Below are 23,429 nucleotides of genomic sequence, written 5' to 3'. Positions count from 1 at the left end.
TTACACACTTGGCTTTACGTTTTATCGCCAAAGAACATCAGCCCACCAGGGCCAATAAAAGCCACAAGGACAGCGCCTTTGTTTAGTTTCTTACGCGGCAAAAAACAAAACATGCTAGGGCTGGATATCAGCAGCTCTTCAGTCAAACTGCTGGAACTCAGTAGTCGCAACGGCAAGGTTCAAATTGAAAGCTACGGAGTAGCTGCCCTGCCGCCCCTTGCTGTTGTTGAACGTAAAATTCAGGAACCGGAGCTGGTAGGAGACGCTATCCGCCTGGTGATTGAACGCGCACGTCCAAGCACCCGTCATACTGTTGCCGCTGTATCCGGAGCCTCGGTGATCACCCGCGTCATCCAGATGGATGCCACGCTTTCACTATCAGAGCTGGAAAGTCAGATCCTGATTGAAGCCGATCAGTTCATTCCGTTTCCGATTAATGAAGTTGCCATCGACTTTGAAATTATCGGCCCCACCAAAGGTCGCCCTAATAAACAGGACGTACTTCTGGTTGCCTGCCGACTTGAAACCGTGGATTACCTGCAGGATGCCTTGAAACACGGCGGTCTGATTCCCAAAGTTGTTGATGTTGAGAATTACGCCATTGAGAGAGCGGTATCCCTGCTATTGCCCCGACTAAAAGTCAAAGCTCCTGATCCTCTGATCGCCGTTGTTGATATCGGCGCCACCATGACAAACTTAAGCGTGCTGCGTCACGAAGAAATTATCTACAGCCGTGACCAGGTTTTTGGTGGTAAACAACTGACCGATGAAATTATGCGCCGCTTTAATATGAGCAATGGTGAGGCAGGCTATGCCAAGAAAAAGGGGGGGCTGCCGGCAGAGTATAAACGGGATGTCCTGTTACCATTTTTGCAAGCAGCAGAACAACAGATTAGCCGCGCACTTCAACTGTTTTACTCCTCCAGTGCCTACAATAAGATCGATTATATTCTGTTAGCCGGAGGCAGCTCTGCCACTGAAGGTTTGGCTGAAATGGTTGAGGAACACTTGGGCACACCGACCAGCGTCGCCAACCCATTTGTACTGACGTCCAGCAACCCGCGCATTAACCAGGAAGCCTTAAATAATGATGCTCCGGCTCTGATGGTAGCCTTTGGCTTAGCAATGAGGAATCTGGACAATGCCGCTGATTAACCTATTACCCTGGCGTGAAGAACTACGCAAACAGCGACAGAAAACCTTTATTCAGATCACACTCTTGATTGGGTTACTCACCTTTCTGCTCATGGTGGTTGCCGGACAACTGATCGACTATCAAATCAACACTCAGAACAGCCGCAATAGCCTGATTCAGAGCCAGATCAATGTGCTCAACAACGAGATTCAGGAAGTTCGGGCTTTACGTATGAAGCGAGACCAACTGCTGGCCTGGATAGACATTGTCCAGAGCCTCCAGCAAAACCGGAGTGATATTGTTCATATTATGAACAATATCGCCCATGCGACCAGCGCTCAACTCTATCTGACAAGCCTTCAACTGGAAGATCGCACTCTGATCATCGAAGGAGAGGCGGCTGGTAACAGTCAAATTGCGGCCCTGATACGGAACCTGAGCCAGTCTGACATTCTCATCAACCCACAGCTAAAAGATGTCAGCGCCAGCTCAATCAACAGAGACTTCAATCACTTTACCCTACAGATGGAACACAAGACCCCCTCTCCTACTGCTGAACAGGAGGCAGAGTAATGGCTAAACCTGCCACTGATAAAGAAACCAGCCTGAAAGAGCTGATTGGCAAGCTTTCTCAGATCAACCTGAGCGAGATCGACTTTAAGAACGCTGGTTCATGGCCTAAGGCAGGGAAGATCACCGCTTGGTCATTCGCGGTAATACTCACGGCAATCGTCGCTTACCTGCTCTATCTATCCCCAAAGTTCACACAGCTGGAACAGGCAAAAACACAGGAGAAACAACTGCTGCAGGAATACCAGATCAAAGCGTTCCAGGGGGCCAACCTCCCCGCCTACAAGCAACAGATGCAGGATATCCAGCAACAGATTACTCAATTGTCAGCTCAGTTACCGACCCAAAAGCTAATTCCAGAACTCATTGAACAAATCGGTGAACAGGCTCAAAAATACCGTGTTGATATCCGAGGGTTAAAGCTTCATCAGGAAGTACAGGAAAAAGCATACAGCGCCCAACCACTGACACTCACAGTAAATGGTAATTATCATAACCTGGCTCTTTTTCTAAGCGGCATGACGCAACTGGAAAGAATCGTCACGTTACATAACTTCACCCTTCAACCGGATGGTAAACAGCTGACATTAACCGTCGAAGCGATGGCCTACCAAAATAAACCATCTGAGGAGGCAGGTCGTGAATAAACACCTGATCCTGAGTTTCACCGTTTTATTGTCTGCCGCTGTGGCGCTGACAGGCTGCGGCAACCGGGATAGCCAACAAAAGCTGATGCAATCTCTGCAGGATATTCGCAACCGGCCTTCAGGCCAGGTAGATCCTCTGCCTGAACGCCCGGAATACCAACCTGTATTCTATTCAGGTACAGATCAGCGCAGTCCTTTTCACCTCTATGAAAAGCAGGAATCCTCTTCAGGTCGCTACATGTCAGATCAGTTCCGGCCGGATACAAAGCGAGTCAAAGGCGACCTAGAGCAAATTCCCCTGGAGAGCCTGACACTGGTAGGCACCCTTCAGTTTGCTGATGAAAAATACCCTTCAGCTTTGATTGACGACAGCCGTGGAAGGATACATAAAGTCACAAAAGGCCAATATTTAGGGCAAGATTTTGGTAGAGTGGTCGACATATCAGAAGACACCGTTTTAATTGAAGAAACCGTTCAGGACGAACAGGGCGGATGGATCAAACGCCCAAGACAGCTTACGATGGCGACACAATCAGATGAATAACAGGCTTCAGAATAGTTTCACGCTAGCTCCCTATCTTTTGCCAGGCCTCTTGTCACGCCTGCTACTCGTACTCGTTTGCGGATTCATCACTTCTCTGATGAGCGCTGACGTGTTTGCTGCATCTTCTGCACTAAAATCGCTGGATCTTCGAACGACAGAAAACCGGCAGGCAGAACTGACTCTACAACTGGACAAACCCGCTGCCCGTGTCCAAAGTTATCAGATAGACAATCCGGCCCGGCTGATTATTGACCTTTTCAATACCGAAAATCATCTGCCACAAAAAAGCTATCAGTTTAATCAATCCATGATCCAGAGTGTTACTGGTATACAGGCCGGGAACCGAACACGACTGGTCGTCAAACTGGATCAATCATCATCCTTTCAGACGCGAACTCAGGGCTCTCAAGTTAAAGTCATCATCGGGCAATTAGCACCGGCGACCGTCGCAGGGGGCAAACGCCTCCTGAAACCCACATCAGTATCGTCTAACAACCGGCTGCCTCGCATTCGCGATCTTGATTTTCGCCGTGGACCAAACAATGAAAGCCTCTTTGTTCTTGAACTTGAACGCTCAGATATTGATTTCCAGCTAACTGAAACCGACAGCAAGACGCTACGACTGGAGCTAAAGCAGGCAAGCTTACCAAAAGCGCTCCGTCGGATACTGGATGTATCCGACTTTGCAACCCCGGTTCAAAACATCAGTGCCCGCCAACAGTCTGATAATGCTCGCTTTGACTTTCAGCTGAAAGGCGACTTCAGCTATATGGCCTACCAGACCGGAAAAACCCTGACACTGGAAGCCAAACCACTGACGCCGGTGGAAAAAGAAGCCCTGATGAAAAAGAGAAACCCTTACTCCGGTAAGAAACTCTCCCTAAATTTCCAGAATATCGATGTGCGTCAGGTACTGCAGATTATTGCTGAAACCACCAAGCTCAACCTGGTTACCAGCGATAGTGTTCAAGGCTCGGTTACCTTAAGACTGGAACAGGTGCCTTGGGATCAGGCGCTGCAACTGGTGATGGAAAGCAAAGGCCTGGCCAGCCGCAAGTCAGGCAATGTACTTATGGTCGCCCCTGCTGACGAGCTGGCCGAGCGGGAGCGCAAAGAGCTGGTTTCCCGTCAGGAAAACCGGGATCTGGCGAACCTCAGCTCTGAATTCATCCAGATAAAATACGCTAAAGCGTCAGATCTTTCGCTGATTCTGAACGGAAGTGATGGCAGCCCTGGCCTGCTTTCCAAACGTGGCCGCGCGCTGGTGGACGAACGCACCAACACGATCCTTCTACAGGATGTGCCCAGCTCTATGGAAGCGATAAAAGAGGTTGTCCGCAAACTGGATATACCCGTGCAACAGGTCTTAATTGAAGCCCGTATTGTCATCGCCCGCAGCAATCTCAGCAGTGACCTAGGTGTGCGCTGGACAGGCGGGGGCAGTAACGCTATTCAGGAAGGTGAGGCAGCGGTTGGGGGTAATGGCTTAACACTGGACCTGGCCGCTCGCTCAGGCGGGTACACCAACATCAATCCGGGAACTGGCACCTTTGCCCTGGGCTATGCAGACTCCAGCGTCCTTGTTGATATGGAGCTTGCCGCCCTGGCCAGCGAAGGCAAAGGCGAAATCATCTCACAGCCTAAAGTGATCACCGCTAACAAACGTAAAGCTATGATCAAATCCGGTAAGCAGATCCCTTATCGTGAAGAATCATCCTCCGGCGGTACCAAGATCGCTTTTAAAGATGCCGTACTGGCACTTGAGGTCACGCCTCAGATCACCCCGGATGAACATATCATTATGGATCTTAAGATCACTCAGGACGCTCTGGGCAATCAGGAGTATGATGGCGCACCGGCAATTGACACCAACGCCATTGAAACTCAGGTGTTAGTTAATGATGGTGAAACCATTGTCTTAGGTGGCATTTACACCTCGGAAAGCTTCGATCAGAATTTTAAAGTTCCGGTACTTGGTGATATTCCTCTGCTCGGAGCACTATTCCGTCGTTCCGAAAAGTCCCAGGAAAAAGTAGAATTACTGATATTTATTACGCCCAGGTTGATTGAAGATAGCGTCAGCCTGAACTGACCCGATTCATTCAGCACTAAATGCGATGCAATATAACCATAACATTGTTCTCGTCGGACCCATGGGTGCCGGCAAAAGTACGATTGGCCGCTTATTGGCCACTGAACTGGGCCTGCCTTTTTTTGACTCAGATCGCGAAATAGAAGGCCGTAGCGGCGCTAATATTCCGTGGATTTTTGATGTTGAAGGTGAAGAGGGTTTTCGCCGTCGGGAAACCCAGACCATTATTGAACTGCTGCAGGAAGAAGGCCCTATCGTACTGGCGACCGGTGGCGGGGCCATCATGCGCCCGGAGAATCGCACCGCCATCAGTCAAAGCAGTACCGTTATCTATCTGCATACCACGATTGAGCAACAACTCCAGCGCACTTCAAAAGATAAAAATCGCCCACTGTTACAAAACGACAACCCCAAAGCCGTACTGGAGAGTCTGTTTGAGCTTCGCGATCCTCTCTACCGCGAAGCCGCTGACCTGATTGTTAAAACAGATCGCCAATCTCCCAAAAGTGTTGTTCGTCTGATAACCAAAAAACTAAAAAACTTGTGAGCTGACACACCATGCAAACCCTGAACGTTGATCTCGGCGACCGCAGTTACCCGATCCATATCGGTGGCGGTCTGATTTCAGATTTATCACTGATCGCGCCTCACATACGCGGCCGCCAGGTGATGATTGTGAGTAACACAACAGTCGCACCGCTTTATCTGGAACAACTGAGAGCAACGCTTGCTGATCAGTATCAGGTTGCCGAAGTCATTCTGCCTGACGGGGAAGTCTATAAGACTCTGGACAGCGTTAACCTGATCTTTGACGCCCTGCTGGAAAACCGTTTTAACCGCACCTGCACCCTGATCGCATTGGGCGGCGGCGTCATCGGCGATATGACCGGCTTTGCAGCAGCAAGCTATCAGCGCGGCGTGAACTTTATTCAAATCCCGACCACTCTGCTGTCTCAGGTAGATTCCTCCGTGGGTGGCAAAACCGGCGTTAACCACCCGCTGGGTAAAAATATGATCGGTGCCTTCTGGCAGCCGCAGCTGGTACTTGCAGATACCGACACCCTGCAGACCCTACCGGAGCGTGAACTGGCCGCCGGGATTGCCGAAGTGATTAAGTACGGTCTGATCCGCGATCCTGAATTCTTCAGCTGGCTGGAAAACAATGTCGCGCCGCTAAAAGCTAAAGACGCTGCCGCTTTATCAGAAGCGATACACCGCTCCTGTCAGAATAAAGCCGACGTTGTTGCTCTGGATGAGCTGGAAGGTGGCGTACGCGCGACACTAAATCTGGGCCACACATTTGGTCACGCCATCGAAACAGAACAGGGCTATGGTCAATGGCTGCACGGTGAAGCAGTTGCGACCGGTATGCTGATGGCAGCAGACCTGTCTCAGCGTGAAGGCTGGCTCAGCGATAAAGACTGCAAGCGGATCAAAAAAATCCTGCAGGACTTTGATCTGCCCGTAGTGCCGCCAGAGGATATGAGTGCTGACAACTTTATTGGCCATATGCTGGTCGACAAAAAAGTTCTGGATGGCAATCTAAGGCTGGTACTGATGCAGTCTCTGGGTCAGGCGGTGGTTACGGATCGCTTCTCAGAAACAAATTTACAACAAACACTCACTGCAGGAAAAAAACTCGGGGATTTTTAATATTTTAGGCTTCCCGTTGCTTTTATTACCGCCTATCATCAAGGGTTCGGGGTTGTTCCGATAGGTACTATTTGATGCTTATCAGCTGAACCTTTGCATGAAAAAAGTGGGATTAAAAACCTATGTTTGGAAAAAACAGTAACGATAAGGATTCCGGTATGTCTGGGGATAATTTCTCCTTCACAAATATTACCCCTTCACTCACCGAGGGCGTGGTTGAAGAATCACTGTTTTTTCCGTCACAACAACACTCACAAGTCATTGAGCTGATCGGACACCTGAGCCGATACAGTAGCCTGCTGCTTACTATTACCGGTCCACAGGGATCCGGAAAAACGCTCATCAAACGTAAAGTCATTGATGGTATGGACTCGGGCGTTCAAATCTGTGACTTCGAACAGGAGCAGGTCTCTCAGCCCCAGGCCTTTATGCAAGCCCTCAATCAAAGCCTTCAGCTGGGCCTTGATAACAATAGCGACCTTAATCAATACCTGGTCCGACTGAAGCAGCATTTCAGTATTCTGCACAAAGAAGGCAACAGTTGCCTGATCGTCGTTGATGACGCACATCTGCTTAGCCCGGAAACACTTGAGCTGATGGTGATACTACTCTCTGATGATGACGATCATAAACGTCCTCATATTCTTCTGCTTGGCGAAGAGCCACTAATTGATACTCTGCAAGGGTCACGTCTAAAAGAACGCTTTAACGCCATCGGTCACCATTTAGCGCTCCAGTCTATGACCACCGAAGAAGCCTGGGGTTATCTCGACTACCGTCTTAGCGCTGCTGGTCTGACCGGCCAGATTAGCGAAACCGCTAAAGCCGATATTATTCGGGCAGGTGGCGGTGTACCCGGCCAGATCAACAATATGGCTAACCTGGCTCTCAGCGACCCGGAAGGCCTGAAAAAAATCGCCAGCATCACACCTAAGCCTAAAGTCAAACCCAAAACCGAGAAGAAAAACAAATCCCGGATAAAGACTCCCAAAGCAGAGCAAAGCACACCCACCAAACCAAAACGCTCTTCTGTGCCTATATGGCATGTGGCGGCCTTGGCTATTGTTGCCAGTCTTCTGGGAGCAGCTTACCTGTATCAGGATGAACTAATGGGGCTTGAAAAAGAGCCTGTTGTTGCTGAAAACACGCCTTTGACCGACCTCAACCGACTCTCTCGCCCTGCCGAGGAGACGCTGGCCGAAGCTGAAGAAGCCTCAGCAAAAATCGAAGAAGAGCAGGCCGTTACCATTATCAAGCCGGTTTACCCTGATCAGGAAGAAGCGCCCGAGGAGAAGAGTAAACGCGAAGCCGATGCAGCCCTTCTGGGTATGGAAAGTACCTCAACGACAGCATCGGCCGTCCCGAACCAGAAAGAACAGACACTGATCGCTGAGAAGGCACCGGAACAGCCCAAACCAGAAGAGCCGGTTAAAACAGCAGAGTCCGCGATAAAAACACCGGAGACCACAACGCCCAAGACTGCTGAAAAGCCAGCCACCAAACCGGTGAGCCCATACAAGCAGGAAAAAGAGCTGATGGCACTAAAGCGCACTCAGTATACGCTTCAAGTACTGGGTAGCCATATTGAAAGCAATGCAATCCGTTTTATTGACGGCCTGAAAAACAAAGCCAATGTGCGCTATTTCGAAACTCTTTATCAGGGCAAACCCTGGTTCGTAGTCATCTACGGCGAGTTTGATGACCGCGATGCGGCTATTGCCAGCATCCCTAATCTGTCGAAAGAACTTCAGGACCGAAAACCATGGGCACGAAGTATCGCCAGTGTTCAGTCCGATATACAAAAGAAATAACCCCCTAGAACCCCTGATTCAAGATCAGGCGACGCTACACTCAACTATGCAGAGGTAGCGTCGTTTACACACATTAACACCTCTCTTTTTAGACGTTAGCCGCACGTTTGCGACAACTTAACCGCAGTTAACCGCCATAACCGCCCCTGAAATCAAACTTACATTTGAGATTCTGCCTTCAGCTGTGTAGAATCTCTCTCCCTTTGCCTCAAAGAAACCTGTCTAACGGAAGACGCATATCGATTAATAATTAAAGACAAAACAAGAAGTTTCTGGGGCAGACAACAACGATTTTTTTGTACTAGCGAGAGTTAGCTTTATGAGAACTGGTCTGTATCACCCTGACGAATTTAGGGATAACTGTGGTTTCGGCCTGATCGCTCACATGAATGGCGATGCCAGCCATGATCTGTTACAGACAGCGATCGAAGCACTAACCTGTATGACGCACCGTGGCGGTATTGCTGCTGATGGTAAAACAGGTGATGGCTGTGGTTTGCTGCTGAAAAAACCCGACTCCTTCCTACGCACCATTGCAAAAGAACAGTTTAACGCTGAGCTTTCCCAGCACTTCGGTGTCGGCATGGTATTTCTGTCACAGGATCAGGCTAAGGCTGAAAACGCCCGTTCTGTTCTAACTAACGAAATTACAGCCCAAGGTCTGAGCGTCGTCGGCTGGCGTCAGGTTCCTATCGATACTTCTGTTTGTGGCCCTATGGCACTTGATTGTCTGCCACAGTTTGAACAGGTCTTTGTTGACGCTCCCGAAATGGACCCACAGCAACTGGCCGTTAAGTTGTTTATGGCGCGTCGCAAAGCCGAGATGGCTCTGCAGGATGACAGCGAATTCTACGTTGCCAGCCTGTCATCTCAGGTCATCTCCTATAAAGGTCTGGTGATGCCGGCAGATCTGCCTAAGTTCTATAAAGACCTTGGTGATGAGCGTCTTGAAACCGCGATCTGCGTATTCCACCAGCGCTTCTCTACCAATACCGCTCCTAAATGGCCTCTGGCTCAACCGTTCCGCTATCTGGCGCACAACGGTGAGATCAACACCATTGAAGCTAACCGCAGCTGGGCAAATGCCCGTAAGAGCAACTTCAACAACGATATTCTGAATCTTGATGAACTGGATCAGGTGGTGAACACCACAGGCTCTGACTCGTCCAGTATGGATAACATGCTTGAAGTGCTGCTGACCGGCGGTATGGATCTGTTTAAAGCCGTACGTCTGATGATTCCGCCTGCGTGGCAGAACAACGACACCATGGATGCGGATCTGCGTGCCTTCTACGAATACAGCTCTATGCACATGGAGCCTTGGGATGGCCCTGCCGGTCTGGTACTGACCGATGGTCGTCATGCGGTTTGTATGCTGGACCGTAACGGTCTGCGTCCTGCGCGCTGGGTGATCACCAAGAACGGCTATATCACACTGGCGTCTGAGATCGGTGTTTACGATTACCAGCCGGAAGATGTTGTTGCTAAAGGCCGTGTTGCTCCGGGTCACATGCTGGTGGTGGATACCGAAACCGGTGAAGTAATGCACCGTGAAGATATCGACAACCGTCTGAAATCTGCACATCCGTATAAACAGTGGATGCGTGAGAAAGCGACCTTCCTGGAATCCACTCTGGGTGAGATCCAGGGCCCGAACTTTGAGCCGGTTACTCAGGAAGAACTGCAGGCACATATGAAGATGTACCAGGTCAGCTTTGAAGAGCGTGATCAGGTACTGCGACCTCTGGCGGAACAGGGTCAGGAAGCCGTAGGTTCCATGGGGGATGACACCCCAATGGCCGTTCTGTCCCGTAAGAACCGTCTGACGACGGACTACTTCCGTCAGAAGTTTGCTCAGGTTACCAACCCGCCAATCGATCCTCTGCGCGAAGCGATCGTAATGTCGCTGGAAACCTGTCTGGGCACCGAGCTGAATGTCTTTGAAGACAGTATTGATCACGCAAACCGTATCGTTCTGACAACACCGGTTCTTTCGCCCCGCAAATTCAAGTCACTGCAACAGCTGGACGACAAAGGCTTCCCTGCACACACCCTCAGTTTGCAGTACAACCCTGAAACCACGGGCCTGAAGCAGGCGATTCAGAACGTTTGTGAGCAAGCTGAAGAAGCGGTTCGCTCCGGCAAAGTGGTACTGGTACTGTCTGATCGCGAGATTGAAAAAGGTCTGCTGCCAATTGATGCCGTTATGGCGACAGGTGCCGTGCACAAATATCTGGGGGCAAAAGGTCTGCGTTGTAATTCCAACCTGATTGTTGAAACCGGTCTGGCCCGTGATTCTCACCAGATGGCTGTACTGTTCGGCTTTGGTGCGACTGCCATTTACCCTTACTTAAGCTACAACGTTCTGGCTGACCTGCAACGTACCGGTGAACTTCAGGGTGATCCGGCTGAGATTCGTGAAAACTACCGCCGCGGTATCCAGAAAGGCCTGCTGAAGATTCTGTCCAAGATGGGCATCTCCACGATCGCGTCTTATCGTGGCGCGCAACTGTTTGAAGCCGTGGGTCTGTCAGAAGAGGTTTGCGACCTTTGCTTTAAAGGGGTAGCGACCCGCATTCAGGGTGCTGACTTCGCACACTTCCAGATGCAGCAGGAACTGCTGGCCTCTCTGGCTTGGAACCCGCGCAAGAAGATCGGTCAAGGCGGTCTGCTGAAATACGTACACGGTGGTGAATATCACGCTTATAACCCGGATGTGGTTAAAGCGGTACAGGAAGCAGTTCAGACCGGCAGCTACGAAGCATTCAAACGTTTCGCCAAGCTGGTTAACGAGCGCCCTGCAGCGACCATCCGTGACCTGCTGAAAGTGAATAAAGCCTCCAGCCCGATCGCTCTGTCTGAGGTTGAACCGGCAGAATCCATTCTGCGCCGTTTTGACTCAGCTGCAATGTCGCTGGGTGCGCTGTCTCCTGAAGCCCACGAAGCACTGGCTCAGGCGATGAACGAACTGGGCGGCCGCTCAAACTCCGGTGAAGGTGGTGAAGATGCCGCACGCTTCGGCACGCTGAAGAACTCCAAGATCAAACAGATCGCTTCCGGTCGTTTTGGTGTAACACCCCACTATCTGGTTAACGCTGAAGTGCTGCAGATTAAAGTGGCACAGGGTGCTAAGCCGGGTGAAGGCGGTCAGCTGCCGGGCGGCAAGGTCAATGCTCTGATTGCCCGTCTGCGTCACTCCGTACCAGGCGTCACGCTGATCTCGCCTCCACCGCACCACGATATCTACTCCATTGAGGATCTGGCACAGCTAATCTTCGACCTGAAGCAGGTGAATCCGGATGCGCTGGTTTCTGTGAAGCTGGTATCTGAGCCGGGTATCGGCACCATTGCAACGGGTGTTGCCAAGGCCTATGCAGACCTGATCACGGTCTCCGGCTATGATGGCGGTACTGCGGCAAGTCCTCTGACTTCGATTAAACATGCTGGCTCACCTTGGGAGCTGGGTTTGCCGGAAGTGCATCAGGCGCTACGGATCAACAACCTGCGAGACAAAGTACGCCTTCAGACAGACGGTGGTCTGAAAACCGGTCTGGATGTGATTAAAGGTGCCATTCTGGGTGCGGAAAGCTTTGGCTTCGGAACGATCCCTATGGTTGCTCTGGGCTGTAAATATCTGCGTATCTGCCACCTGAACAACTGTGCGACTGGTGTTGCCACTCAGAACGAACAGCTGCGCGAAGAGTACTTCATCGGCACCGTTGAGATGGTGAAAAATTACTTCCGCTTTGTGGCTGAAGAAGTGCGCGAAATTATGGCTGAAATGGGTGTTCGCAAGTTTGAAGACCTGATCGGCCGCACCGACCTGCTGACCGCAATCAGCGATGAAGAAGCACCGGCTAAGATTCAGAACCTGGATCTGACTAACCTGCTGAACAACGACTTTGTACCAGCAGATGCGCCTCAGACCTGCCAGGTAGCCCGGAACGAGCCCTTCGATAAAGGCTCTCTGGCTGAGCGTATGGTTGCAGAAACCCTGTCCGCTATCGAAAATGGTAAAGGCGGTGAGTTCGAGTTCAAAGTGACCAACTGCGACCGTTCTATCGGCGCCCGCCTGTCTGGTGAAATCGCCAAACGCTGGGGCGACAAAGGTATGCCGAACCCGCTGACCCTGAAACTGACCGGCGTTGCGGGTCAGAGCTTCGGTGTCTGGAATGCCAAAGGTCTGAATCTCTACATTGAAGGTGATGCCAACGATTACGTCGGTAAAGGTATGAACGGCGGCAGCATTACGCTGACACCTCCTGCTGGTAGCCCGTTTGAGTCACAGAAAACCTCTATTATCGGTAACACCTGCCTGTATGGTGCTACCGGCGGCAAATTGTTTGCAGCAGGTCTGGCTGGTGAACGCTTCGCTGTCCGTAACTCAGGCGCCCATGCCGTGATTGAAGGTGCCGGTGACCACTGCTGTGAATATATGACCGGTGGTCTGGTAACGGTTCTGGGTGATACCGGGTACAACTTCGGTGCAGGTATGACAGGCGGTTTTGCCTACGTACTGGATATGGACCGTACTTTTGTAGATAAATACAACCACGAGCTGGTCGATATCCACCGTATCAGCTCTGAGCCGATGGAAGCCTACCGCAACCATCTGCGCAGCGTTATCGCTGAATTTGTTGAAGCAACCGGTAGCAAGTGGGGTCAGGAAGTTCTGAATAACTTCTTCGACTACTACCGCCACTTCTGGCTGGTTAAGCCTAAAGCAGCAAGCCTTGGCAGTCTGCTGGATAGTACACGTCAGCGCCCTGAGTAATTCAGGGCTCTGGCCTTCAACGATGCAGATTTTTGTGAATTTAGGTTTTTAATGAGGTGAGGCGGCTATGCCTGAACAATTGAATAACGATTTCCAGTTTATCGACGTGGGTCGTAAAGATCCGAAAAAAACAGCGGCTAATGTGCGTAAAAAGCAGTTCAAAGAGATCTACGCACCCTTTAAGCCCGTTGATGCTGCCACTCAGGCACACCGCTGCCTGGAATGCGGCAACCCATACTGCGAGTGGAAATGCCCGGTACACAACTTCATTCCAAACTGGCTGAAGCTGGCAACAGAAGGCAACATCATGGAAGCGGTAGAGTTGTGCCACAGCACCAACTCGTTGCCAGAGGTATGCGGTCGCGTATGCCCACAGGATCGTCTGTGCGAAGGTTCCTGTACACTGGGTGAAGGTGGCTTTGGCGCTGTCACCATCGGCTCTGTTGAGAAGTACATTACCGATACCGCCTTTGCCATGGGCTGGCGTCCGGATATGTCCAAAGTAGTCTGGACCAACAAGAAAGTTGCCATCATCGGTGCTGGCCCCGCTGGCCTTGCCTGTGCCGACATTCTGGTTCGTAACGGTGTTAAACCGGTTGTCTTTGACAAGAACCCTGAGATCGGTGGCCTGCTGACTTTTGGTATCCCTGAGTTCAAGCTGGAGAAACACGTGATGGTTCGCCGTCGTGAAGTGTTTTCCGATATGGGGGTCGAATTCCGACTGAATACCGAGGTCGGTTCCGACGTTACTATCGATCAGCTGATGAGTGATTACGATGCGGTCTTCATGGGTATGGGTACCTATACCTACATGAATGGCGGACTGCCGGGTGAAGACCTGCCGGGTGTCCACGCTGCACTGGATTTCCTGATCTCCAACGTAAACCACTGCCTGGGTTACGAGAAGTCTCCGGAAGAGTACATCAGCATGGAAGGTAAGCGCGTTATCGTTCTGGGTGGTGGTGACACCGCGATGGACTGTAACCGTACCTCTATCCGTCAGGAAGCCAAGTCTGTGACCTGTGCTTACCGTCGTGATGAAGCCAACATGCCGGGCTCCAAGCGCGAGGTTCAAAACGCGAAAGAAGAAGGCGTAAAATTCCTGTTCAATCGCCAGCCGGTGGCTATTGTCGGTGAAGATAAGGTTGAAGGTATCAAGATGGTTTCTACCCGCATGGGTGAGCCGGATGCCAACGGCCGTCGCCGCCCTGAGGTTGTACCGGGTTCTGAAGAGATTGTACCGGCAGACGTTATTCTGGTGGCCTTCGGTTTCCGTCCAAGCCCCGCGGACTGGTTTGAAGGCAACAAGATCGAAACAGATGAGAGTGGCCGCGTGATCGCAAAAGCAGAAGCTCGCTTCCCGTACCAGACCACCAATCCTAAGATCTTCGCTGGTGGCGATATGGTGCGCGGTTCCGATCTGGTGGTAACAGCCATCGATGAAGGCCGCAAAGCCGCCGAAGGCATTCTTGACTATCTGGATGTTTAAAACGCCGTAAAATAATGGAAGTATCCTTCGGGATCTTTCAGCTGCAAGCCGCACTGGAATCAACCCTGGTTCCGTGCGGTTTTTTTATGTCGGTTTCATTCATTCCGACAACGTGCTGAATTATTGACAGGTCGATTAAATTAATCAAACCTTTCGATAATGACTGATTTTCCCCTCTGTTAATTCTAGTCCAAATACTCTACTCTAGCTTTTAATCACACGATTAAAAGACGTAGCCCCCATGAATGCAGAATTTAAACCCGTAAAAGCTAAAAAGCGTGGTCGACCGACCAGTAAAAGTGCCCGTAATGTTCGAGAAAATCTGATTATCTCAGCGCGTTCCTGTTTTATCGAAAAGAACTATCAACAGGTCACCACACGTGAGATTGCAGCCCGAGCACAATCGACCATGGCGATGATCCATTATTACTTCGGTAATAAAGAAGGTCTCTTCCAGGCGATGTTTATCGAGACATTTGAGCCCCTGCATCAGCTGGTGCTGGATGGCGTAGATAACCCGCCGGAAAGCTTCTCTGATTTTTTCCAGCGCTACTATGCGCTGATGTCAGAGTATCCTGGTTTTATTGTTGTCATTCTGAAATGCCTGCTATTTGAAGACGGCCCTCTGGAAGATGACTTTATCCAGCAGAGATTCCGTGAGAAGTGTCGACCTATGGAGATCATGCTACGCAAAATGCAGGAGCGTGGCGTACTGAATCCTGAATTAGACCCTAAAATGCTTCACATCAGCATTCTCAGCTTAATGAACCAGCCTTTCCTGATGGCTCCTAATCTAGATGTTACTATGGGCATTAAGCCTGACAAGGCATTCTGGATGGATCTGGCAGCACATCAATGCAAACTGTTGGAAAACGGCTGCCTGAACCGCCGCGAACCTGATTAAAGGCTTACCTTGTTATCTATACTGGCTACAAAAAGGCCGGAGCATTTGCTCCGGCCTTTTTATTGGCTTCATAATATTCGTTCGAGAATCCCGCGTGCTACCAGAGCCTGATCAGGACCTGCATGCAGATCCAAGCGTATACGCCGGCCAGGATATCATCAATCATAATACCAAAACCGCCAGCCACTCGACGATCAGCCCATTTCACAGGCCAAGGCTTCAGTACATCAAAGAAGCGGAACAGAACAAATCCTACCAGCGCCCACTCCCAACCCTGCGGGGCAAGGAACATAGTCAGCCAGTAACCGACAAACTCATCCCAGACGATCCCTGAGTGATCGTGTACCCCTAAGTCTTCAGAGGTACGCTCGCAAAGCCAGACACCTATAATAAACGTCACCAGCAGCAAACCGATAAACCAGGCCGGAGACAGAAACTGAACCCATAAAAGATAAGGGATAATGGCAGCTGCGGTCCCTACTGTACCGGGAGCCCAAGGCGCTGCGCCACTCCCCAAACCAAAAGCAAGGAAGTGGATGGGATTACGCCACACACTTGAAGGGGCACGATTCATTGTTTATTCCCCTTAAAATGATCAAATCCTGTCGATAAATTTGACGGAATGCCCCGAATTCCTTCATGCGCAGTCACCATACCGATAGGGTATAGTGAAATCCTGCTCTGTTCAGCACCCACTTCCAGTTCAAGACGGCGCTGAGGAGAAACTGTAAAACAGAGTTCGTAGTCATCACCGCCAGATAAAGCGCTCTCTGAACAAAGTTCAGCTGCCATATCAAGGTGATCAAAGCAGGGGATACGATTATGATCCAGGTTAGCTCCAACGCCACTGGCGGCAAGTAAATGCCCAAGATCTGATAACAGACCATCTGAGATATCTATCGCACTGCTGACCCGACTGGAAAGCATCGGAATCAGATCAAATCGTGGCGTGGGATAAAGATAGGACTTAAGCGCAACAACATCGCTCTCGGGCATCCCGCAATTGTCATCGTTGAGCACTGTAAGATCCGGTATTGATAAACCTTCGGCCACTAAGTTCTGCGCAATACGCAGTCCCGCAGCAGCAGCACCCAGCCTACCCGAAACATAGATAATATCACCCGGTTTGGCACCGTTACGACGCCATGCAGCGCCTGGAGTCACATAACCCTGAACCTGCACACTCATAGAAAGCTGTCCACGAGTAGTATCACCGCCGATCAAGGCAACGCCATAGCGCTGACTCAGGTCGGCCATGCCACGGGAGAATTCCGCCAACCAGCTTTCATCAACATCAGGCAAACTGATCGCCAGAGTAAACCAAGCTGGCTGAGCACCCATCGCGGCCAAATCACTCAGACTAACCGCCAGAGCACGCCAGCCAATGCTGTGAGCCGGAGCTTCGGGTAAGAAATGAACTCCGGCAACCGAGGTATCCACAGACACCGCCAGCTGTTTACCCTGAGGGACCGCGATTAACGCACAATCATCACCAATCCCGACACAGACATCCCGACGGGATTGCTGAAGCGCAGGGGCAGCAAAATAGCGACGGATCAGCTCAAACTCACCCAAAGGAATCAGCCCTTACGACGCTCGGCAACTTCTGCAGCACGCAGGCGAATCGCCAGCTTGTCCAGAATACCGTTAATGTACTTGTGGCTTTCGGTCGCACCAAAGCTTTTTGCCAGCTCAACGGCTTCGTTGATCACCACACGGTAAGGAACGTCAATACGTTTGCTCAGCTCGTAGGTGCCCATACGCAAAATTGCCAGCTCAACAGGGTCTAGCTCGTCAACGCGACGATCCAGCAGAGCTGCATATTCTTTATCCAGATCTGCTTTCTGCTGAGGAATGTTATGCAGCAGTTCATTGAAATACGCCAGATCGGCGATCTCAACTGCTGACGTAATATCCTCGTGAGATTCCAGCGCATCATCCGGACGAGCAGCACGAATCTGAAGCTCAATCTGCTGCAGAGCCGCACCTGTCATCTGCCATTGATACAGACCCTGTACAGTGAGCTGACGCGCAGCGTGACGAGCTTTAGTTTTACTGGTTTTTTTACCTTGGGACATTGAGGAGTAACCGCGAGTTAAGTTTTAAAATTACCGAATTAATTCTTTAATTACAGGGTATTGAACAGGCTAACCATTTCCAGAGCGCAAAGAGCCGCTTCAGAACCTTTATTACCTGCTTTGGTGCCGGAACGCTCGATCGCCTGTTCGATCGTATCAACTGTCAGCACACCATTAGTGATAACCACACCGGTTTGCAGAGACAGCTGACCCAGACCTTTTGAGCATTCGCCGGCAACATATTCAAAGTGAGGCGTTCCGCCACGGATCACCGCACCCAGTGTGATCACAGCATCCGGCTGTTGTTTTTCGATCACTTTCTTGGCAACCAGTGGCAGTTCCCAGGCACCCGGTGCACGAACAACAGTGATATTCGCTTCATCAACACCGTGACGACGCAGTGTATCAATAGCACCTTCAACCAGATGCTCAACCACAAAGCTGTTAAAACGACCCACAACGATAGCGTACTGGCCGTTACAGTTTACGAAATTGCCTTCAACAAATTTAATTGTCATTTTTTTGTCCTGATACTTTTCGTTTTACCCGGAAAGAAACCGTCTCTACAATGTGAAAGCGGCTTAGTCTTCGCAGGGAATATATTCTTCGATCTCAAGGTCAAAGCCGGAGATCGCATTAAATTTCATCGGAGAACTCAGCAGGCGCATTTTACCGACACCCAGATCACGCAGAATCTGAGAACCCGTACCGACGGTCAGATAAGCACCGGAAGCACTGACGTTCACTTTCGATTGCTGACGACCATTCTGAATCAGATCAACAGAATCACGGATATCAATACGCTCATTGCTATCCAGCAGCAGAACGACACCTTTGCCTTCCTGAGCAACTTTTGCCAGAGCCTTACGCATGGTCCATTTACGCTCTGTCTCGTCAGCAGGGATAGCACCCACCACATCACGCAGTACTTCAGTACGGTTATGAACACGTACCATCACCGGATCATCCGCTTTGATGTCGCCCAGTGTCATCGCCAGATGGGTACAACCCTGAATCTCATCGGTATAGGTGACATAGTTAAAGTCACCGTATTCCGTGGCCATAACACCTTCCTGAGCACGGGCAACAGTATGTTCGTTGGTGGTGCGGTAGTGGATCAGATCCGCAATAGTACCAATCTTAATATTGTGCTCCTGAGCAAACAGCTCAAGATCCGGACGACGCGCCATGGTACCGTCTTCGTTCATGATCTCAACGATCACAGACGCCGCTTCAAAGCCCGCCATACGCGCCATATCACAACCGGCTTCAGTATGACCGGCACGACTCAGAACACCGCCAGGCTGCGCCATTAAAGGAAAGATATGACCCGGCTGTACAATATCTTCAGCCTTCGCATCACGTTTCACCGCAGTACGAACGGTATGAGCACGATCCGCAGCCGAGATACCGGTGGTAACACCTTCAGCTGCTTCAATAGACAGGGTGAAGTTCGTGGAGAACTGAGCGCCATTACTCTGGACCATCAGAGGCAGCTTCAGCTGTTCACAACGATCGCGGGTCAGGGTCAGACAGATCAGACCACGGGCGTACTTCGCCATAAAGTTAATGTCTTCCGGACGCACCTGCTCCGCAGCAATAACAAGATCACCTTCGTTCTCACGATCTTCATCGTCCATCAGGATAACCATTTTGCCCTGACGGATATCTTCCAGTAACTCTTCAACAGTGTTCAGTTGCATATTCATTCCTAAGCGGTCAGCCACGGTAAAAACCGTTCTGAGCTAAAAATTCGAGACTGATGTCGCTTTTCGGTGCTTCTGCCGGCTCAGATTTACTGATGAGCCTCTCAAGATAGCGTGCGATCAGGTCTACTTCTAAATGTACTGACTGGCCCGAGGTGTAACCCTGCAAAACAGTTTCTGCCAGCGTGTGAGGAACAATATTGAGTTCAAAAACATCACCTTCAATACCGTTCACGGTCAGGCTTGTGCCTTCTACCGTTATTGAGCCGCGATCTGCAATATATTTCAGCAGAGGCTCCGGTGCCTGTACCCGGAAACGTACAGAGCGGGCATCTTCCCGACGCTCCAGAATTTTACCAACGCCATCCACATGGCCACTGACGATATGGCCACCCAGTCGGGAGGTCGGCATCATCGCCTTTTCCAGATTTACCGCCTGTCCGGGGCGATAGTTCTTAAAACAGGTATGACGAACCGTCTCCAGAGAGACATCCGCCCAAAAACCTTTGCCATACAACTCGGTTACCGTCAGACAAACGCCATTAACAGCAATACTGTCGCCCAGCTTAACATCTGTCATGTCCAGAGTATTAACGGCAACCTTGACGCGATAGTCGCCGCCTGCAGGCTGTAAACTCTCAATTGTACCAACCGCTTCGATAATTCCGGTAAACATTATTGTGATTTTCCTGTAAAACGGGCGGTTATCATCATATCGGAACCCACCATACGGCAATCTTTAAGCTCAAGACGCTTCTGATCTGCCATTTTTGTGATATCCAGATTCAGCAAGCCTCTGGCACTATCGCCTAACAGGGTCGGAGCCATAAAAACGACTAATTCATCAATCAAACCTGCTTCTGCAAAAGCTCCGGCCAGGGTGGCACCGGTTTCCAACAGTACCTCATTGCATTCCCGCTGATTGAGGTAATCCATCAGCGCTGCAAGGCTGACACGGCCCTCATCTGCAGGTAGCTGCAGGCAAACTGCTCCGGCTTTCTCAAGCTGCTGTCGCTTATCTGCATTCGGCTCAGTAAACACAACCAGCGTTTCACCCGGTTGCTGCAAAATTTTGGCATTTTCTGGTAAACGCAGACGACTATCCAGTACAACCCTCAGCGGCTGGCGTTGAGCGATCTGTTCGGCATCCGGCAGCTTTAACTGTTCGGCGCGAACCGTCAGCGCGCTGTCATCGGCAATTACGGAGTCCACTCCACTGATGATAGCGGAACTGACGGCTCTCAATTGCTGAACCTGTGATCGGGCAGCAGGGCCTGTAATCCACTGACTCTCACCGGAAGCCATAGCAGTACGGCCATCAAGACTACAGGCAAGTTTCGCACGAACAAACGGACGTTTTTCTGTCATACGCTGGATAAAACCGGGGTTCAGTGCTTTTGCATCAGCTTCACAAACACCACTGCGCACGTCTATTCCGGCCGCCTGCAGTTTTCGGATACCATTTCCCGCGACCAAGGGGTTAGGGTCCTGCATCCCGATAACCACACGAGCTACGCCTGCTTTGATCAGAGCATCGGAACAGGGTGGCGTTCTGCCAGTATGAGAACAGGGCTCCAGTGTTACGTAGGCCGTCGCCCCAAAGGCGTCATCAGTCTGAGCCAGTGCGTTGACTTCGGCATGACCTTCCCCGGCCTTCTGATGCCAGCCCTCAGCGATAATCACACCATTCTTAACCAATACACAACCCACCCGAGGATTGGGAAACGTCGTGAAATGCCCTTTACGGGCCAAGCGAATAGCACGAGCCATAAAACCGACATCGGTTATCAGAAGATTGTCAGAAGTGTTCATATTAAAGCCTATGAAGAGGAGTCGTCTTTTCCGGACAAATGCTCACCACGGCTGAACGGTGGATCCTGAGCAAGACGATCAATCTCGGCACGAAACTCATCAAGATCCTGAAAACTGCGGTACACCGAAGCAAAACGGATATAGGCTACCTGGTCCAGCAAACGCAGCTGGGCCATTACCTCTTCACCAATCAGGCGGGATGCCACTTCACGCTCTCCGCGGGCTCGAAGACGTTGACGAATGCGCTCAATAGCGGCTTCAAATGATTCTGTGCTGACCGGACGTTTTTCCAGAGCGCGCTGCATACCAGCACGAAGTTTAGCCTCATCAAAAGCTTCCCGTTTACCATCGTGTTTCACGATTTTAGGCATGACCAGCTCTGCCGTTTCATAGGTAGTGAAACGCTCACCACAACTCAGGCACTCACGGCGACGGCGTACCTGATCGCCATCAGCGACCAATCGGGAGTCTGTAACTTTTGTTTCCTGCGCACCACAGAAGGGACAATACATAGTAGGCTCTGGTTATCTTATGGGGTAATTCCCAGCGACAGCTCAATATGAAACAGCTTATACCCACTGGCAACGGATTTCATTTTACCTTTAATGTCAGCAGATACAAATAAGCCCAGCATATAGCCGGGCTTATTCTTACAACAAAAAAACGAATTAAGCGTAAACAGGGAAGCGCTGGCAAACCGCCTTCACTTTATCTTTAACCGCGTTAATCGTGTCTTCATTGTTGATGTCGTCCAGAATGTCACAGATCCAGTTGGTCAGTTCAGTCACTTCTGCTTCTTTGAAACCACGACGGGTTACAGCAGGAGTACCGATACGCAGGCCAGAAGTAACAAACGGAGAGCGAGGGTCATTAGGCACAGAGTTCTTGTTCACGGTAATGTTTGCACGACCCAGAGCCGCATCAGCATCTTTACCGCTGAACTCTTTATCGATCAGGTCAACCAGGAACAGGTGATCATCAGTTCCTTCAGAAACAATCTTGATACCGCGAGACATGAAGGTCTTAGCCATCGCCTGAGCATTCTTAACAACCTGTGCCTGATAGGCTTTCCACTCCGGCTCCATCGCTTCTTTGAAGCATACCGCTTTAGCCGCGATAACGTGCATCAGAGGACCACCCTGGGACTCAGGGAATACAGCAAAGTTCAGCTTCTTCTGCAGATCTTCGTCAGCACGTGCAGACAGAATCAGACCACCACGAGGGCCACCCAGAGTTTTATGAGTGGTTGTGGTTACCACATCAGCAATACCAACTGGAGACGGGTAAACACCTGCAGCAACCAGACCTGCGATGTGTGCCATATCGACAAACAGGTACGCACCTACTTTGTCCGCTATATCACGGAAGCGCTGCCAGTCAACAACACGGGAGTATGCAGAGAAGCCTGCAACGATCATTTTAGGCTTGTGCTCTTCAGCCAGACGCTCAACTTCAGCGTAATCGATCTCACCAGTTTCAGGGTGCAAACCGTACTGAACCGCATTGTAGATACGACCAGAGAAAGATACCGCCGCACCGTGAGTCAGGTGTCCACCGTGTGCCAGGCTCATGCCCAGTACGGTATCGCCCGGCTTACAAAGCGCCATGTATACAGCCGCGTTAGCCTGAGAACCGGAGTGTGGCTGAACGTTTGCATAGGTTGCGCCAAACAGTTCTTTAGCACGATCAATTGCCAGATCTTCTACAACGTCAACATGCTCACAACCACCGTAGTAACGCTTGTTTGGGTAGCCTTCAGCATACTTGTTTGTCAGAACGGAACCCTGCGCCTGCATTACACGAGGGCTGGTGTAGTTTTCAGATGCGATCAGCTCGATGTGTTCTTCCTGACGAACCGCTTCTGACTGCATCGCAGTCCACAGCTCTTCATCATAGCCTGCAATGGTCATATCACGTGTAAACATTCTCTACCTCTAACCTGATGTTGAGTACGTCGGATAAATCCGCTCAAAAACTGGAAAAACGGATTCTAACCCACTTGTACTTTAGGTTCACTTGAAAAGAATAACTTTTGACTGTCGAATGATTCAACATAAGGTGTTAAAGCTGTAAAACTTAGGGAAACACCTTCTCTAACCTCTACGAAAAGCGGTTTTGGTCAGTTCAGACGTCGTACTGGGCTACCGGCTCAAACGCATCGCCCTTTTCTTCCGGGCATAAAAAAACCCCGCTTCGACTGAAGCGGGGTTTCCG

The 23,429-nt window shown here is 50.6% G+C and carries 20 protein-coding genes; 11 read left to right on the top strand and 9 right to left on the bottom strand.

Features of this window, described 5'->3' with window-relative positions:
* The first annotated feature begins 78 nt into the window (after positions 1-78).
* From AC4GL5_RS10875 to AC4GL5_RS10825, 11 genes are all read left to right on the top strand, one after another.
* Positions 79-1,155 (top strand): pilus assembly protein PilM, encoded by a 1,077-nt coding sequence (locus AC4GL5_RS10875; protein ID WP_490382810.1) that lies wholly within the window; start codon positions 79-81, stop codon positions 1,153-1,155.
* Entirely contained in the window at positions 1,142-1,708 is a 567-nt protein-coding gene (locus AC4GL5_RS10870; RefSeq protein ID WP_490382809.1) for a PilN domain-containing protein, read from the top strand. The genes AC4GL5_RS10875 and AC4GL5_RS10870 overlap by 14 nt, the downstream gene beginning before the upstream one ends.
* Positions 1,708-2,352, top strand: a complete 645-nt coding sequence (locus AC4GL5_RS10865; RefSeq protein WP_490382808.1) for a type IV pilus inner membrane component PilO — start codon at positions 1,708-1,710, stop codon at positions 2,350-2,352. Before AC4GL5_RS10870 ends, AC4GL5_RS10865 begins: the two co-directional genes overlap by 1 nt.
* Complete coding sequence (locus AC4GL5_RS10860; protein ID WP_490382807.1) at positions 2,345-2,896, top strand: pilus assembly protein PilP; 552 nt, start codon at positions 2,345-2,347, stop codon at positions 2,894-2,896. Before AC4GL5_RS10865 ends, AC4GL5_RS10860 begins: the two co-directional genes overlap by 8 nt.
* 97 nt (positions 2,897-2,993) lie before the next feature.
* A complete protein-coding gene (locus AC4GL5_RS10855; protein WP_490382806.1) occupies positions 2,994-4,988 on the top strand; it encodes a type IV pilus secretin PilQ in 1,995 nt (664 codons plus the stop codon).
* A gap of 25 nt (positions 4,989-5,013) precedes the next feature.
* A complete protein-coding gene (aroK, locus tag AC4GL5_RS10850) occupies positions 5,014-5,535 on the top strand; it encodes a shikimate kinase AroK (protein ID WP_490382805.1) in 522 nt (173 codons plus the stop codon).
* 11 nt (positions 5,536-5,546) lie between these two features.
* Positions 5,547-6,641 carry a 3-dehydroquinate synthase gene (gene aroB, locus AC4GL5_RS10845; RefSeq protein WP_490382804.1) on the top strand — a complete coding sequence of 365 codons (1,095 nt, stop codon included), beginning with the start codon at positions 5,547-5,549 and terminating at the stop codon, positions 6,639-6,641.
* Positions 6,642-6,799: 158 nt separating this feature from the next.
* The gene (locus tag AC4GL5_RS10840; RefSeq protein ID WP_490382803.1) at positions 6,800-8,452 is read left to right on the top strand and encodes an AAA family ATPase; all 1,653 of its coding nucleotides are present in this window, start codon (positions 6,800-6,802) and stop codon (positions 8,450-8,452) included.
* Between the two features lie 319 nt (positions 8,453-8,771).
* Positions 8,772-13,226 (top strand): glutamate synthase large subunit, encoded by a 4,455-nt coding sequence (gene gltB / locus AC4GL5_RS10835; protein WP_490382802.1) that lies wholly within the window; start codon positions 8,772-8,774, stop codon positions 13,224-13,226.
* A 67-nt stretch (positions 13,227-13,293) separates the two neighbouring features.
* Positions 13,294-14,715, top strand: a complete 1,422-nt coding sequence (locus AC4GL5_RS10830; protein ID WP_490382801.1) for an FAD-dependent oxidoreductase — start codon at positions 13,294-13,296, stop codon at positions 14,713-14,715.
* 241 nt (positions 14,716-14,956) lie between these two features.
* Positions 14,957-15,619 (top strand): TetR/AcrR family transcriptional regulator, encoded by a 663-nt coding sequence (locus tag AC4GL5_RS10825; RefSeq protein WP_490382800.1) that lies wholly within the window; start codon positions 14,957-14,959, stop codon positions 15,617-15,619.
* A 97-nt stretch (positions 15,620-15,716) separates the two neighbouring features.
* Here AC4GL5_RS10825 and AC4GL5_RS10820 read toward each other — a convergent pair whose 3' ends face one another.
* From AC4GL5_RS10820 to glyA, 9 genes are all read right to left on the bottom strand, one after another.
* Entirely contained in the window at positions 15,717-16,193 is a 477-nt protein-coding gene (locus AC4GL5_RS10820; RefSeq protein ID WP_490382799.1) for a phosphatidylglycerophosphatase A family protein, read from the bottom strand.
* Complete coding sequence (gene thiL / locus AC4GL5_RS10815; RefSeq protein ID WP_490382798.1) at positions 16,190-17,194, bottom strand: thiamine-phosphate kinase; 1,005 nt, start codon at positions 17,192-17,194, stop codon at positions 16,190-16,192. The genes AC4GL5_RS10820 and thiL overlap by 4 nt, the downstream gene beginning before the upstream one ends.
* A 5-nt stretch (positions 17,195-17,199) precedes the next feature.
* Complete coding sequence (nusB, locus tag AC4GL5_RS10810; protein ID WP_490382797.1) at positions 17,200-17,697, bottom strand: transcription antitermination factor NusB; 498 nt, start codon at positions 17,695-17,697, stop codon at positions 17,200-17,202.
* A gap of 50 nt (positions 17,698-17,747) precedes the next feature.
* Positions 17,748-18,215 (bottom strand): 6,7-dimethyl-8-ribityllumazine synthase, encoded by a 468-nt coding sequence (gene ribH / locus AC4GL5_RS10805; protein WP_490382796.1) that lies wholly within the window; start codon positions 18,213-18,215, stop codon positions 17,748-17,750.
* 63 nt (positions 18,216-18,278) lie between these two features.
* Entirely contained in the window at positions 18,279-19,400 is a 1,122-nt protein-coding gene (gene ribBA / locus AC4GL5_RS10800; RefSeq protein ID WP_490382795.1) for a bifunctional 3,4-dihydroxy-2-butanone-4-phosphate synthase/GTP cyclohydrolase II, read from the bottom strand.
* 16 nt (positions 19,401-19,416) lie between these two features.
* Positions 19,417-20,079 carry a riboflavin synthase gene (locus AC4GL5_RS10795; RefSeq protein ID WP_490382794.1) on the bottom strand — a complete coding sequence of 221 codons (663 nt, stop codon included), beginning with the start codon at positions 20,077-20,079 and terminating at the stop codon, positions 19,417-19,419.
* Positions 20,079-21,215 carry a bifunctional diaminohydroxyphosphoribosylaminopyrimidine deaminase/5-amino-6-(5-phosphoribosylamino)uracil reductase RibD gene (gene ribD / locus AC4GL5_RS10790; protein ID WP_490382793.1) on the bottom strand — a complete coding sequence of 379 codons (1,137 nt, stop codon included), beginning with the start codon at positions 21,213-21,215 and terminating at the stop codon, positions 20,079-20,081. The genes AC4GL5_RS10795 and ribD overlap by 1 nt, the downstream gene beginning before the upstream one ends.
* 8 nt (positions 21,216-21,223) lie before the next feature.
* Positions 21,224-21,727, bottom strand: coding sequence for a transcriptional regulator NrdR (gene nrdR / locus AC4GL5_RS10785; protein ID WP_490382792.1), 504 nt, complete (start codon positions 21,725-21,727; stop codon positions 21,224-21,226).
* A 156-nt stretch (positions 21,728-21,883) separates the two neighbouring features.
* On the bottom strand, positions 21,884-23,140 hold the full coding sequence (gene glyA / locus AC4GL5_RS10780) for a serine hydroxymethyltransferase (RefSeq protein ID WP_490382791.1): 1,257 nt from the start codon (positions 23,138-23,140) through the stop codon (positions 21,884-21,886).
* Between the last annotated feature and the right edge of the window lie 289 nt (positions 23,141-23,429).

This window comes from Oceanospirillum sp., from assembly GCF_982874595.1.
Note: the sequence above shows the minus strand (reverse complement) of the source record. Positions and strands in the feature narration are given on the sequence as shown.